General features: G+C 71.7%; 11 protein-coding genes and 1 pseudogene. 7 read left to right on the top strand and 5 right to left on the bottom strand.

Annotation, left to right across the window (positions count from 1 at the left end):
* Positions 1–117 precede the first annotated feature (117 nt).
* Entirely contained in the window at positions 118–534 is a 417-nt protein-coding gene (gene ssgD / locus ABT116_RS07265; protein ID WP_053674905.1) for a spore wall synthesis regulator SsgD, read from the top strand.
* Between the two features lie 40 nt (positions 535–574).
* On the opposite strand, the pseudogene ABT116_RS07260 reads toward ssgD, so the two are convergent.
* Positions 575–815: pseudogene (locus ABT116_RS07260) on the bottom strand (isocitrate lyase/phosphoenolpyruvate mutase family protein); the annotation flags it as partial.
* A gap of 123 nt (positions 816–938) precedes the next feature.
* Entirely contained in the window at positions 939–1,562 is a 624-nt protein-coding gene (locus ABT116_RS07255) for a GOLPH3/VPS74 family protein (protein ID WP_351629048.1), read from the bottom strand.
* A 329-nt stretch (positions 1,563–1,891) separates the two neighbouring features.
* Between ABT116_RS07255 and ABT116_RS07250 the strand changes: the two genes are divergently transcribed.
* The 5 genes from ABT116_RS07250 (at position 1,892) to ABT116_RS07230 (ending at position 10,761) form a co-directional block, all read left to right on the top strand.
* Positions 1,892–3,517 carry an ABC-F family ATP-binding cassette domain-containing protein gene (locus ABT116_RS07250; RefSeq protein ID WP_351629046.1) on the top strand — a complete coding sequence of 542 codons (1,626 nt, stop codon included), beginning with the start codon at positions 1,892–1,894 and terminating at the stop codon, positions 3,515–3,517.
* A gap of 10 nt (positions 3,518–3,527) precedes the next feature.
* Entirely contained in the window at positions 3,528–5,804 is a 2,277-nt protein-coding gene (locus ABT116_RS07245; RefSeq protein ID WP_351629043.1) for an ATP-binding cassette domain-containing protein, read from the top strand.
* A gap of 171 nt (positions 5,805–5,975) precedes the next feature.
* Positions 5,976–8,447, top strand: a complete 2,472-nt coding sequence (locus ABT116_RS07240; RefSeq protein ID WP_351629040.1) for an Orn/Lys/Arg family decarboxylase — start codon at positions 5,976–5,978, stop codon at positions 8,445–8,447.
* A 380-nt stretch (positions 8,448–8,827) separates the two neighbouring features.
* Positions 8,828–9,604: a dimethylargininase gene (gene ddaH / locus ABT116_RS07235; protein WP_351629038.1), complete on the top strand. Its 777-nt coding sequence runs from the start codon at positions 8,828–8,830 to the stop codon at positions 9,602–9,604.
* Between the two features lie 179 nt (positions 9,605–9,783).
* Positions 9,784–10,761: an acyl-ACP desaturase gene (locus ABT116_RS07230; RefSeq protein ID WP_351629035.1), complete on the top strand. Its 978-nt coding sequence runs from the start codon at positions 9,784–9,786 to the stop codon at positions 10,759–10,761.
* 108 nt (positions 10,762–10,869) lie between these two features.
* Here the strand turns inward: ABT116_RS07230 and ABT116_RS07225 are convergent, their stop codons facing one another.
* A complete protein-coding gene (locus ABT116_RS07225) occupies positions 10,870–11,115 on the bottom strand; it encodes a WhiB family transcriptional regulator (protein WP_351629033.1) in 246 nt (81 codons plus the stop codon).
* A 222-nt stretch (positions 11,116–11,337) separates the two neighbouring features.
* Between ABT116_RS07225 and ABT116_RS07220 the strand changes: the two genes are divergently transcribed.
* Positions 11,338–12,123 (top strand): VOC family protein, encoded by a 786-nt coding sequence (locus ABT116_RS07220; RefSeq protein ID WP_351629030.1) that lies wholly within the window; start codon positions 11,338–11,340, stop codon positions 12,121–12,123.
* A 49-nt stretch (positions 12,124–12,172) separates the two neighbouring features.
* Here ABT116_RS07220 and ABT116_RS07215 read toward each other — a convergent pair whose 3' ends face one another.
* Positions 12,173–13,210: a LacI family DNA-binding transcriptional regulator gene (locus tag ABT116_RS07215; protein WP_351629028.1), complete on the bottom strand. Its 1,038-nt coding sequence runs from the start codon at positions 13,208–13,210 to the stop codon at positions 12,173–12,175.
* Positions 13,211–13,302: 92 nt separating this feature from the next.
* Positions 13,303–14,280: a multicopper oxidase domain-containing protein gene (locus ABT116_RS07210; protein WP_351629025.1), complete on the bottom strand. Its 978-nt coding sequence runs from the start codon at positions 14,278–14,280 to the stop codon at positions 13,303–13,305.
* Positions 14,281–14,399: the final 119 nt, after the last annotated feature.

Genomic DNA, 14,399 nt, shown 5'->3' with positions numbered 1-14,399 from the left:
GGTGACAGAGGTCACTCGCATTTCGTGTGCACGGATTGGCTGATTCCGTCGTCTCTTCCAGTGCCCGGCCTCATCCGCCCGGAAGTGTCCGTCCAGCCGTCACAAGGGAGCAAGGCGTTGTCCATCGTCATCGAGCAGCCCGTGGAGGCCCGCCTCGTCGCCGCCGCGCCGCGTATGCCGAGCATTCCCGCGACGCTGCACTACGACCGGCGTGACCCTTTCGCGGTCCGCATGACTTTCCCCGCCCCGGCCACGCTGGAGGGCGTCGAGGTCTGCTGGACCTTCTCCCGCGAGCTGCTCGCCGCGGGCCAGAAGAGCGCCGAGGGGCACGGCGACGTGCGCGTGCGCCCCTACGGCTACGACCGCACGGTGCTGGAGTTCCACGCCCCCGAGGGCACGGCCGTGGTCCACGTCCGCTCCAGCGAGATACGCCGGTTCCTCGAGGCCACGAGCGAACTCGTGCCGGTCGGTCTGGAGCACCTCCAGCTGGATCTGGACCACGGTCTCGCCGAGCTGATGCGGGACGCGTGCTGAGCTGACGCCACTGCCCTGAAGGCGTGGGAGGTGCCCCCACCCCGGCGCCGCTCAGGAAGGTGTCGGTCCGGGCGTTGACGAACAGCGGCACACCCGTCGCGTCGGCCGCCTCACGTGCGGCGGCGATCCGCTCCGTCTGCTCGGCGACGTCCCGCGGCGGCCCGCCGGTTCCCGCTCTGTACAGCGCGTCCTCGATGTTCCCCCCCTACCGCCCCCGCGGTGACGACCGCCAGGACCGTACCGGCGACGCCCTCGGCGTCCTCGGCGTGGCCGCTCTGCACCCGCCGGCCCGGTCGCTCTGGTTCGTCATGCGGGCGACTGGACCAGCGGGAGGGCGTGCGGGTCCGGCAGGAATCCGACAGGGTAGCCGGCCGGGCCAGGCCTGCACCCGGGCCCGGCGGGCGTCAGGGCGAGGTCACCGCCGCTGCCCCGGCCGCCGGCGCCGTGCTCAGCTCGCGCATGATCCCGCGCAGCCCGGGCGTCGCCGACCCGGCCCGTTCGGTCAGTTCCTCGATGCGCCGGCCGGGAGTGCTCTCGCCGAAGAGGCCGGCCGCGGCGGCGAGGACGGCGAGCGCGGCGTCCCGCTCGGAGATCTCGGCGACCGGCAGCGTCCCGCGCAGGGCCGTCCGGGTCTCCTCCCGCAGCACGTCAACGACTGCTGTGCGCTCCAGTGCGTACTCCACGGACGGGAACACGCCCAGGACCCGTCTCTTCTCCGCCCGCAGATACCCCTCGGCCACCAGCTGCTCCCGTACGGCGTCGAGGGTCACCCGCGCCCGCAGCGTCACCCATGTCCGCCAGGGGTGCGGGCACGACTCGCGGACGAGTTCGAGCAGCCCGTCGAGGACCGCGTCGCCCGTGCTCGTATCCAGGTCGGTCGGTGTGGCGATGCCGTCCTCGTCGGTCAGCAGGCCGCGACGGGCCAGCTCGACGAGGGCACCGGCCCGCACCAGGTCGGGCCGCAGGGCGGTGCGGCCGGCCGCAGGTCGTGCGGCGTCCCAGGCCAGCAGGCAGAGCCGGGCCGGCACGAGAGCGGGCCGTGCGTCACGGGAGGCCTCCTCGGAGCAGGAAGATCGGGTCGCGCGTTAATGCGTTGACAGGCTCACAGTGCGTTCGTACGGTGTACAACGTCCTGTTGCCGCCGATTGGAGAAGGACGTTGCTCGTCTGAGGTCCTGAGACACCGCGTCACATCCCTCTGTGATGTGCGCTGCGTGCGACCTCGGCGTTCGAGCCGTCCTCCCGGTGCAGGGCATTTTTCATGTCCGTGACGTGCCCATGGAGCCTCCTCCCCTGGTCGCAGGTGTCTCGACACGCGTTTGCCCCTGACCGCTTCAAGCAACCGCGAGTGAGGCCCCATGTCCACTTCCATCACCATTACGTCCCTTGCGTTCGCCTGGCCCGACGGCACCCCCGTCTTCGAGGGCCTGGACGTCGCGTTCGGCCCCGGCCGAACCGGCCTGGTCGGCGTCAACGGGTCCGGAAAATCGACCCTGTTGAAGCTGATCGCCGGTGAACTCGCACCGGCCGACGGCACCGTCCGCGTGGCCGGCGAGGTCGGCTACCTCCCGCAGAACGTCACGCTCGACACCACCCTGCGCGTCGACGAGGCCCTCGGCATCGCCGCACAGCGCGCCGCCCTGCACGCCATCGAGTCGGGCGACGTGTCCGAGGCGCACTTCGAGACCGTCGGCGACGACTGGGACGTCGAGGAACGCGCCCTCGCCACGCTCGGCGAACTCGGCCTGGGCCACGTCGAACTGGACCGCACCATCGGCGAGGTGTCCGGCGGCGAGTCCGTCCTGCTGCGCCTGGCCGCACTGCTGCTGCGCCGGCCCGACGTGCTGCTGCTGGACGAGCCGACCAACAACCTCGACCTGTACGCCCGCAGGCGGCTGTACGCGGCCGTCCAGGCCTGGCCGGGGGTGATGGTCGTCGTCAGCCACGACCGCGAACTGCTGGACCTCGTCGACCAGATCGCCGATCTGCGTTCCGGCCAGATCACCTGGTACGGCGGTAACTACTCGGCCTACGAGGAGGCACTGGAGATCGAACAGGAGGCGGCGGAGCGCATGGTGCGCGTCGCCGAGTCCGACTTCCGCAAGCAGAAGCGCGAACTGGCCGACGCCCAGGTCAAGCTGGCCCGCCGCAAGCGGTACGGGCAGAAGATGTGGGACCAGAAGCGCGAGCCGAAGATCGTCATGGGGGCGCGCAAGCGTGCGGCGCAGGAGTCCGCGGGCAAGCACCGGATCATGCACGAGGAGCGGCTCGCCGAGGCCCGGGAGCGGCTCGACGAGGCGGTGGAGGCCGTACGGGACGACGACGAGATCCGCGTCGACCTGCCCTACACGGCCGTGCCGCCGGGGCGGACCGTGCTCACCCTCCAGGATCTCGGGCTCCGGTACGGCGCCCGGGTGAAGGGCGGTTTCGAGCTGCGCGGGCCCGAGCGCGTCGCGTTGATCGGGCGCAACGGCGCGGGCAAGACGACGCTGCTGCGCACGATCACCGGGGAGCTCGCCCCGGAGTCGGGCGAGTTGCGGACGCACGTCCCGCTGCGGTTCCTGCCGCAGCGGCTCGACGTCCTCGACGGGGAGCTGTCCGTCGCCGAGAACGTGGCCCGGTTCGCTCCGGGCGCCACCAACAACCGGGTCCGGGCGCGGCTGGCGCGCTTCCTGTTCCGGGGCGCCCGCGCCGACCAGAAGGCGGCAACCCTGTCCGGCGGCGAACGCTTCCGGGCCGCGCTGGCCGCGCTGATGCTGGCCGAGCCCGCGCCGCAGCTGCTCATGCTGGACGAGCCGACCAACAACCTGGACATGGCGAGCGTCCGGCAGCTCACCACGGCCCTGGAGTCGTACGAGGGAGCGCTGGTCGTGGCCAGCCACGACCTGCCGTTCCTGGAGTCGATCGGCATCACGCGCTGGCTGCTGCTGGAGGAAGGAGAACTGAAGGAAATCACGCCAGAGGCTGTCGGGATTTCCTCCTAGCGTCGGTGGCATGACCGACTTCGCGCACGATGCCATCACCCTGACCGGAGCACGCGAGAACAACCTCAAGGACGTCACCCTCCGCATCCCGAAAGGCCGGCTGACCGTGTTCACCGGCGTTTCGGGATCGGGGAAGTCGTCCGTCGTCTTCGACACGATCGCGGTGGAGTCGCAGCGCCAGCTGAACGAGACCTACCCCTGGTTCGTCCGCAACCGGCTGCCCAAGTTCGAGCGGCCGCGCGCGGAGGGCCTGGAGGACCTCACCCCCGCGATCGTCGTCGATCAGCGGCAGGTCGGCGGCCACTCCAGGTCGACCGTCGGCACCATGACGGACGTCTACTCGGTGATCCGGGTGCTGTTCTCCCGGCACGGCACGCCGAGCGCCGGGCCGGCGACGGCGTACTCGTTCAACGACCCGTCGGGCATGTGCCCCGAGTGCGACGGCCTCGGCCGGACGGTGCGACCCGACTGGGACCGGTTCCTGGACCCGGACCGCTCCCTCGCGGACGGGGCGGTCCGCTTCCCGCCGTTCGCCGCCGGCACCTGGCAGGGGCAGGCGTACACCAACAGCACCGACCTCGACCCGCACAAGCCGGTGGGACGATTCACCGCCGCCGAACGCGAGTTCCTGATGCGCGGGCGGCCGGGGAGCAAGGTCACCGTCAGCGGCAGCGGCGGCACCTGGACCACCGAGTACGAGGGGCTGGCCGTCCGCTTCGAGCGGCTGTACCTGAAGCGGGACCTGTCGGCCATGAGCCAGAGGACCCGGGACCTGGTCCGCGCGTTCCTGGTGGAGGGCCCCTGCCCGGTGTGCCGTGGGGCACGTCTGAACGCCGCGGCGCTCGCGACCCGCGTCAACGGCCGGACGATCTCGGACTGCACCCGCATGCAGGTCACGGATCTGATCACCGTACTGAAGGAGATCGACGACCCGGTGGCCCGGCCGATCGCCTCGGCCGCCGTGGCCGCGCTGGAGCGCATCGAGGCGATCGGCCTCGGCTATCTGAGCCTCGACCGGGAGACCGCCACGCTCAGCGGCGGGGAGGGGCAGCGGCTGAAGACGGTGCGGCACCTCGGCTCCAGCCTGACCGGCATGACCTACATCTTCGACGAGCCGAGCGTCGGCCTGCACCCGCGAGACGTGGGCCGCCTCGGCGACCTGCTGCTGCGGCTGCGCGACAAGGGCAACACCGTGCTGGTCGTCGAACACGACCCGGACGTCATCGCGCTGGCCGATCACGTCGTCGACATGGGGCCGGGCGCCGGTGCCGGGGGCGGCACGGTGGTGTTCGAGGGGACGCCGAAGGAGCTGGCGGCCTCCGGCACGCTCACCGGGCGGTGTCTGCGCCGCGGTACGGCGGTCAAGGGCGAGGTGCGGGAGCCCGTCGGCGAGCTGTGGGTCAAGGGTGCCGGCCGGCACAACCTGCGGGACGTGACCGTACGGTTCCCGGCCGGTGTGCTCACGGCGGTGACCGGGGTCGCCGGGTCGGGGAAGAGCACCCTGGTCGGGGAGTTCACCGCCGCGCACGACGAGTCCGTGGTCGTCGACCAGTCGTCGATCGGCATCTCGGGCCGGTCCACCCCGGCGACCTACCTGGGGATCATGGACACGGTCCGCAAGATCTTCGCCCGCGAGACGGGGGCCGAGGCTGGTCTCTTCAGCTTCAACTCCGGCGGGGCGTGCGGAACCTGCGAGGGCCGGGGCCTCATCTACACCGACCTGGCCTTCATGGACCCGGTGACGACGAGCTGCCACGCCTGCGGGGGGCGGCGCTTCAAGGAGGAGGTGCTGCGGCTGACCGTGCGGGGGCATTCCATCGCTGACGTCCTGGAGATGACGGCCGAGCAGGCGCTGGGCTTCTTCGACGACACGGGCGTACGGCGACGGCTGCGCGCCCTGCGGGACGTCGGCCTCACGTATCTGACGCTCGGCCAGCCGCTCTCCACGCTCTCGGGCGGTGAGCGGCAGCGCATCAAGCTGGCCACGCGGCTGCACCGGACCGGGGCGGTCTACGTGCTCGACGAACCGACGACCGGCCTGCACATGGCGGACGTCGAGGGGCTCGTCGCCCTGCTGGACCGGCTGGTCGACTCGGGCAACACGGTCGTGGTGGTCGAGCACAACCTGGACGTCGTCGCCCGGGCGGACTGGGTGATCGACCTCGGCCCGGACGGCGGCCGGGACGGTGGCGAGATCGTCTTCGAGGGGACGCCCCGGCAGCTGCTGGAGGCCGAGGGGTCGTTCACCGGGGAGCATCTGCGGCGGGCGGTGCGGCACCGCCGGTGAGCCGGGGCCCACGCCGGTAGTCCATGAGCGGTCAGGGGGTCGGACCGATCGTCAACGCGCGGTCCGGGCGTTGAACCGATGGGGTGGTTTGACCCGACTCCGGCCGATCATGCGTGTGGGGCCCGCGAACACTGGAGGGGGTGGCGCGGGCCACCGGGGAGGGGGAACGGCATGGCCGACGGCACGGTACTGGTGGCGGTGGCGGAGCATCCGGACGACGGGGGCGTCGGCGCGGAGCAGTTGACGTGCATCGCCGAGGGAATCCGGGCGCGCGGCTTACAGGTCCGGTGGGTGGTGAGCGCCGCCGACGCCGAGGCGGTGCTGCGGACCGAGGCCGGGCTGGCCGCAGCGGTGGTCGCCTGGGACCTGCCGTCCGGGGCGGCGGGCGGAGCCGGGGGCTGGGGCGGAGCCCTCGCCGGGGCCGAGGGCGGGGGCGAGGCGGGAGCCGGGGGCGCGGGCGAAGCGGGAGCCGGGGGCGGGCCGGGTGGTGCGACGGTGCTGCGCCGGATCGGGCGCCGGTTCCAGAACCTGCCGGTGTTCCTGGTCATGGCGGACGAGGGGCTGCGCGAGCTGCCGCTGTGGGTGTCGCAGTCGGTGGTGGGCTATGTGTGGCCGCTGGAGGACACGCCGGCCTTCATCGCCGGGCGGATCAGCACCGCCGCTCGCGCCTACCAGGACGCGCTGCTCCCGCCGTTCTTCAAGGCGCTGCGGCGCTTCGACGACGCGCACGAGTACTCGTGGCACACTCCCGCGCACTCCGGGGGTGTCGCCTTCCTCAAGTCACCCGTGGGCCGGGCGTTCCACGCGTACTTCGGGGAGCGGCTGCTGCGCAGCGACCTGTCGATCTCGGTGGAGGAGCTCGGCTCGCTGTTCGAGCACACCGGGCCGATCGGCGAGGCGGAGCGCAACGCCGCGCGGGTCTTCGGCTCCGCGCACACCTACTTCGTCCTGCACGGCGACTCCACCTGCAACCGCCTGGTCGGCCACTTCAGCGTGACCCGCGACGAGATCGCCCTGGTCGACCGCAACTGCCACAAGTCCGTCCTGCACGGCCTGGTCGTCTCCGGTGCGCGCCCGGTGTACCTGGTCCCCACCCGCAACGGCTACGGCCTCGCCGGCCCGTTGCCGCCCGCCGAGATCGCGGCGGACTCGGTGGCCGCGCGGATCGCCGCGAATCCGCTGACGTCGGACGCCGTCTCCTCGCGCGCCCAGTACGCGGTGTTCACCAACTCCACCTACGACGGGTTGTGTTACGACGCGGTGGCGGCGGCCCGGGCGTTCGCCACGGCCACGCCCCGGCTGCACTTCGACGAGGCGTGGTTCGCCTACGCCCGCTTCCATCCGCTCTACGCCGGCCGCTACGGCATGTCGGTGGACGAGGAGGCCTTCCCCGGCCCCGACCGGCCGACGGTCTTCGCGACCCAGTCCACCCACAAACTGCTGGCAGCCCTGTCGCAGGCAGCCATGGTGCACGTCAGGCCGGCCCCGCGGGCACCGGTCGAGCACGACCGGTTCAACGAGGCACTGATGATGCACGGGACCACGTCACCGCTGTACCCGATGATCGCCTCGCTGGACGTGGCGACGGCCATGATGGACGGCCCGCAGGGACAGTGGCTGGTCGACGAGGCGGTGACCGAGGCGATCCGGTTCCGCCAGGAGATGGTGCGGATCGGGCGGCGGATCGAGGCGGCGGGTGACCGGCCGCCGTGGTTCTTCGGCGTGTGGCAGCCGGGCGAGGTGACGGACCCCGCGAGCGGGGAACGACTGCCCTTCGACGAGGCACCGGCCGACCTGCTGCGCACCGAGCCGTCCTGCTGGCACCTCGCGCCCGGCGCGGACTGGCACGGTTTCCCCGGGCTGACCGACGGCTACTGCATGCTCGACCCGATCAAGGTCACCCTGACCTGCCCGGGGCTCGACGCGACCGGGGAGATGTCCGACCGGGGCATCCCGGCCCGGGTGCTCACCGCCTATCTGACGACGCGTGGCATCGTCGTCGAGAAGACCGACAGCTACACCACGCTGGTGCTGTTCTCCATGGGCATCACCAAGGGCAAGTGGGGCACCCTGCTGGACGCCCTCATGGACTTCAAGGACCTCTACGACGGTGACGCCCCGCTCGACCGGGTGCTGCCCGCGCTGGTGACGGAGCACCCGCGGCGCTACACCGGGCTGACGCTGCGCGACCTGTGCCAGGAGATGCACGACCATCTGCGCGCGGCCCGCCTGGTCGAACTGCTCGACAGCGCCTTCCAGCACCTGCCCGAGCCGGTCGCCCCGCCCCAGCTGTGCTACCAGCGCCTGATCCGCGGCGGCACGGAACGGATCCGCCTGACGGACGCACCGGGGCGGGTCGCCGCGGCGATGGTCACGGTGACCCCGCCCGGCATCCCGGTTCTCATGCCGGGCGAGAGCACCGGCGAGGCGGACGGCCCCCTCCTGCGCTACCTCGGCGCCCTGGAGTCCTTCGACCGCCACTTCCCCGGCTTCGGCAGCGAGACCCACGGGGTGACCCGCGACCCCGACACGGGCGACTACCTGATCGAGTGCCTGCGTCCGGACGAGCAGGAGAAGACCGCCGCCGGCGCGGTGACACCGGCACAGCGGCGCGGGTTGGAAGGGGCCGGGTCGGTGGGCTGAGCCGAGGAACGCGGTCGGAACGCCGGGCGGCGAGGGCTGGGGCCGAGTCGGTGGGCTGAGCCGAGGAACGCGGCCGGGGCGCCGGGCGGGGCGTGGGCTGGAAGGGGCCGGGTCGGTCGGCTGAGCCGAGGAACGCGGCCGGGGCGCCGGGCGGGGCGTGGGCTGGAAGGGGCCGGGTCGGTGGGCTGAGTTGGAGGGGGCGCTCGACGGGTACCCGGCGGGCGGTGGCTCGGCCCCTCCACCAGCTCCGCCCCTCCCGGGGCTGTCCTCGCCCTCGTTCGCCCTGCATGATGGTCGGCCGACGCCCGATGGGTTCCGGTCGATCCCGGAGGCTCCGTCGGTGCGGTCCCGACCGTCCCATCCGATACGGAGTCCCGCTCGTGCCCAGCAAGAAGGCCCTCGTCCGCCGCCCCAGCCCGCGTCTGGCCGAAGGGCTGGTGACGCACATCGAGCGGGAGAAGGTCGACGCCGACCTCGCCGTCGAGCAGTGGGAGGCGTACGTCGAGGCCCTGCGCACGCACGGCTGGGAGACCATCGAGGTGGACCCGGCCGACGACTGCCCCGACTCGGTGTTCGTCGAGGACACGGTCGTGATGTACAAGAACGTGGCCCTGATCGCGCGCCCGGGCGCCGACTCCCGGCGGGAGGAGACCGCCGGGGTGGAGGAGGCCGTGGCCGGTCTGGGCTGCTCGGTGAACTGGATCTGGGAGCCGGGCACCCTGGAGGGCGGAGACGTCCTGAAGATCGGCGACACGGTCTACGTGGGCAGGGGCGGCCGTACCAACGCCGACGGCGTCCGGCAGCTGCGCGCCGCGTTCGAGCCGCTCGGCGCGCGGGTCGTCTCCGCGCCGGTGAGCAAGGTGCTGCACCTGAAGTCGGCGGTCACGGCGCTGCCCGACGGCACGGTCATCGGGCACATCCCGAAGATGGACACGCCGTCGCTGTTCGCGCGCTTCCTGCCGGTCCCGGAGGAGGCGGGGTCGCACGTGGTCCTGCTCGGCGGCGACAAACTGCTGATGGCGGCGAGCGCGCCGAAGACCGCCGAGCTGTTCGCCGACCTCGGGTACGAACCGGTCGTCGTGGACATCAGCGAGTTCGAGAAGCTCGAGGGATGTGTGACGTGCCTCTCGGTGCGGCTGCGGGAGCTGTACGTCTGAGCGGCCCGCGTGTCCCGTCGACCTGCGGGTCCGGGGAGCTGACGCATCGCCGGGCGACCCCGCTGATCAGCGGCCTTTACAGCACCCTTAGCCTACGGCTTCGTAACCTACGGATACGTAGCCTACGATGCCGTAGGTTTACTGCTCACCGCTCGTACGCTTGTCCCCCTGGAGAGTCCATGACGATCACCACTCCCCACCTCGGCAGCCCGGCCGGCGCCTGGACCGACGCTCAGCTGCTGTACGCCCTGGAGGAAGTGGTCGAGAAGGAGCTCAACCGGCATCTGAAGGTCGCCAAGGACTGGATGCCGCACGAGTACGTGCCGTGGACCGACGGTCGCAACTTCCCCGGTGTCTTCGAGGACGGCGAGGCCTGGGAGAAGGAGCAGTCCAAGGTCACCGAGATCGGACGCATCGCGCTCGTCGTCAACCTTCTCACCGAGGACAACCTGCCCAGCTACCACCACGAGATCGCCTCGCTGTTCGGCCGCGACGGCGCCTGGGGCACCTGGGTGCACCGCTGGACCGCGGAGGAGGGCCGGCACGGCATCGTGATGCGCGACTACCTGCTCACCTCGCGCGCGGTGGACCCGGACAAGCTGGAGGAGTTCCGGATGTCCCACATGAGCGAGGGCTTCGAGTCGGACAACCGGCACTCGATGCTGCACTCGGTCGCCTACGTGGCCTTCCAGGAGCTCGCGACCCGCGTCTCGCACCGCAACACCGGCCACCAGTCCGGGGACCCGGTCTGCGACCGCATGCTGGCGCGCATCGCCACCGACGAGAACCTGCACATGGTCTTCTACCGGAACCTGCTGAAGGCTGCCTTCGAGCTGGCGCCCGACCTGACGATGATGGCGGTGCGCGACGTCATCGTGAACTTCCGGATGCCCGGCCACGGCATGCCCGGCTTCGAGCGGGCCGCCGCGCAGATGGCGATCGGCGAGATCTACAACATGCGCATCCACCACGACGACGTGCTCCAGCCGGTGCTGCGCTTCCTGAAGATCATGGAGATCGACGGGCTGGGCCCCGAGGGCCGCAAGGCGCAGGAGGAGCTCGGCCTGTTCATGGGCGGTCTGGACTCCGAGGCGTCGAAGTTCGACGAGAAGCTGGCCGCCCGCAAGGCGCGCATGGCCGCCCGGGCCGGCGCCTGACGCCGGCCCGCACGGCACACGAGGCCCCGGCCGCCACGAGCGGCCGGGGCCTCGTGCGATACCGGCGGCGGACAGTGCGGGACCGGGAGGCCCCCGCCTCGGTGGCGGCTACCGCGGCACCCGCCGCAGCTCCAGCCGCTCCTTCTCCGAAAGACCTCCCCAGACGCCGAAGCGCTCGTCGTGCTCCAGCGCGTACGCCAGGCAGGCCTCGCGGATCGGGCACATACCGCAGATCCGTTTCGCCTCCCGCACCGAACTGCCCGGCTCGGGGAAGAAGAAGTCCGCCCCCGTCTGCGCGCACAACGCCTCTTGCTGCCATTCGAGTTCGGGCGGGGTGATGGTGTCGGTGTGCATGACCGAGAGCGTCGCGGGCGGCGAAAAACGTTCGATCAACGCGGGATCAACACCGCGTTCAGGCCCCCGGCCGCTCGATGATCGCCCGCCGGACAGGAAGACGCACGGCGGCGCGCGCGAACACCGGGGGCCACACCTCGGCGGCGCTCCGGCGGCGGTCGTCACCGGGCGGTGCGAGACTCGGCAGTGCAGAGAACGGGCCCCTGCGCGAGGAGGGCGACGATGCTCACCACCCGTTATGTCACCGGCGCTCCGAACTGGATCGATCTCGGCACCCCCGACATCGACGGCGCCGCCGCCTTCTACGGCGGACTGTTCGGCTGGCGGTTCCAGCCGGGCGGCCCGGAGGTCGGAGGGTACGGCCTGTTCCAGCTCGGCGGCAGGACGGCCGCCGGGGGCATGCAGACCACGCCGGGGCAGGGCCCACCGTCCTGGACGGTGTACTTCCAGGCGCCGGACGCCGACGCCACGGCGCGGGCTGCCGAGCAGGCGCACGGTGCCGTGACGGTGCAGCCGATGGACGTCCAGGACCTGGGACGGATGGCGATCCTCGCCGACCAGGCCGGGGTGACCTTCGGGCTGTGGCAGCCGGGACGCAACAAGGGCCTGGAGGTCGTCCAGGAGCACGGCTCGCTGTGCTGGGTGGAGCTGTACACGGCGGACGTCCCGGCCGCGGCGGCCTTCTACCACTCCGTGCTGGGTCTGGAGACCTTCGGCGCCGACTTCGCCGGCGGCACGTACACCACGTTCAACCCGGCCGGACAGAGTGAGGACGCCATGTTCGGCGGTGTCGTGCCCCTCGCCGAGGACCCGGCGGAGAACGAGGCGTACTGGCTGCCGTACTTCGAGGTCGCCGACACGGACGCCATCGTCGCCAGGGCCGAGGAGCTGGGCGGTACGGTCCGCCTCCCGGCCACGGACCTGCCGTCCGTCGGCCGCCTCGCCAAACTCGCCGACCCCTACGGCGCCCGCTTCGCGGTGATCCGCAGCGAACCACGGCAGGGCTGAGGCGGACCGGGGCAGGCCTGCCGGATCGCCCCGCCGGCGTGGGCCGGTCCTACGCCGACCCGCGCCGCACCAGCGTCGTCGGCAGCACCACGCTCGACGGGGGCGCCCCGACGCCCTCGGGCGGGGCGTCCCGGTCGAGGCCGCGCAGCAGCAGGCGGGCCATCAGGCGGCCCATCTCCTCGATGTCCTGACGTACCGTCGTGAGCGGCGGGTCGGTCTGTTCCGCGACGGGCCGCATGTCGTCGAAGCCGATCACGGCCACGTCGTCGGGGACGCGGCGGCCGGACGCGCGCAGGACGCGCAGCGCGCCGGAAGCCGTGAGGTCGTTGGCGGCGAACACCGCGTCCACGTCCGGGCAGCGCTCCAGGAGCTCGCGCATCGCCCGTTCGCCGCCGGCCGGGGTGAAGTCGGCCTCGGCGATCAGCCGCGGGTCGGCGTCCACCATGACGTCCCGGTAGCCATCGAGGCGGTCCGCGGCGGAGGTCTGGTCGAGGGCGCCGGTGATGTGCGCGATCCGGGTACGGCCGAGCCCCGCCAGGTGCCGGACGGCGTCACGGGCGCCACCGCGGTTGTCGCTGTCGACGTAGACCACGTCGCGCCGGTCACCGCTCCAGCCGGGCCGTCCGCCGAAGACGGTGGGGACACCGGCCCGCTGGATCAGCTCCGGCAGCGGGTCGTCCAGGTGCAGGGAGAAGACGAGGGCACCGTCGACGTGCCCGCCGGCGAGGTAGCGGCCGACCCGGGCGTGGTCGTCCCTGCCCTCCGTGAGCAGCAGCACGAGCTGGTTGTCGTGGGCGGTGAGCTCCTTGCTGATGCCGCGCAGCTGGAGCGCGAAGAACGGGTCGGCGAAGACCCGGGTCTCCGGTTCGGCGACGACGACCGCGACAGCGTCGTGGCGCCGGGTCACCAGGGAGCGGGCGGCCTGGTTGGGCACGTACCCGAGTTCGTCCACGGCCTTGCGGACCCGCTCCACGAGGACGTCCCGCACCCCGTCCCCGCCGTTGACCACGCGGGACACGGTGGCCCGCGAGACACCGGCCCGGGCGGCCACGGCCTCCAGGGTGGGACGCGGCGCTGTGTCGGTCACTTCGGGCTCCTCACCTGCGGCTGCGGATCAGGATAGCCCCGGGACGCAGCGTGGTGAGAGCGCTCTCGTTCGCTCGGGAGAGCGACCGCCCGTCAGTGCTCGTGGCCGCCGCCGGGCGGCTCCTGACCGTGCTCGTGCGGCTCGTATCCCGGAATGGTCCCGTCCGGCTTCTTCACCAGGAACAGTCCGACCATCCCCATGTCGGAGTGGCTCTGGACGTGGCAGTGGTACATCCAGGCGCCGGCGCCGACCCCCTCCCCCGCGATCACCTGGAAGCCGAAGGAGTCGGCCGGGCCCGTGATCTTGTTGTCGATCACCTGGCTGGGGTCCTCGGGACCGGTCAGCATGCCCGTACGGTTGTCCGCCCAGCGATGACCGTGCATGTGGAACGTGTGGTAGAACTCGCCGTGCGTGATCACCACGAACTCGACGCGATCGCCCACCGTGGCCTCGAAGTTCGGCCCGGAGTGCGGCGGCTTGTTGTTGATCCGCATGTCGTTGAAGACGACCGTGTGGGTCCGGTCGGGCAGGACGTCGCCCTTGCGGCGGACGATGACCGGGCCGAAGAGGCCCTTCTGCAGCCCCACGGTGCCGTGTTCCGTACCGACGACGTGGTCGTGGTAGTGCCAGTAACCCGCGCTGCCCGAGCGCCAGGTGCCGTCCTTGCGGCGGCCCGGGGCGTGGGTGCGCCAGGTGTAGGTGCGGGTGCCGCCCGGCTCGACGTGACTGCGGTTCAGTTTCGTGCCGTCGCTGGTGATCTCGTAGTCCAGGCCGTGGACGTGCAGGCTGACCGCCACGTCCATGGTGTTCTCGAACTCGACGTGCAGCGTGTCGCCCTCGTTGAGCTCGATCAGCGGGCCCGGGACGGACGCCTTGCCCTTCTCCAGGCCGTAGCCCATCTGCCCGTCGGCCAGCTTCTCGGCGTAGAGCTTGATGCGCTTCACCTCGCCCCCGGCGGGAGCCGTCCTCACGGGCCCGGCGGCGCTCACAGCCTCCGGCGCCACGGACAGCAACGTCGCGACGGCCGCGCCGCCCAGCAGAACCCGCCGGTTGAAGCTGCGTCTGTCCATGCGGAACTCCCCACCCTGGTAAGGCTTTTACGGAGGCGTACCTGTGATGAACCTGTGAGACGGTACCGGCCTCGCTCCCGTTTATCCACACTCAAGACAAAGTTGGCGTCATCCCGGTC

The organism is Streptomyces sp. NPDC002130, from assembly GCF_040296465.1.
GTDB lineage: Bacteria > Actinomycetota > Actinomycetes > Streptomycetales > Streptomycetaceae > Streptomyces.
This window is presented reverse-complemented; position numbering and strand designations above follow the sequence as displayed.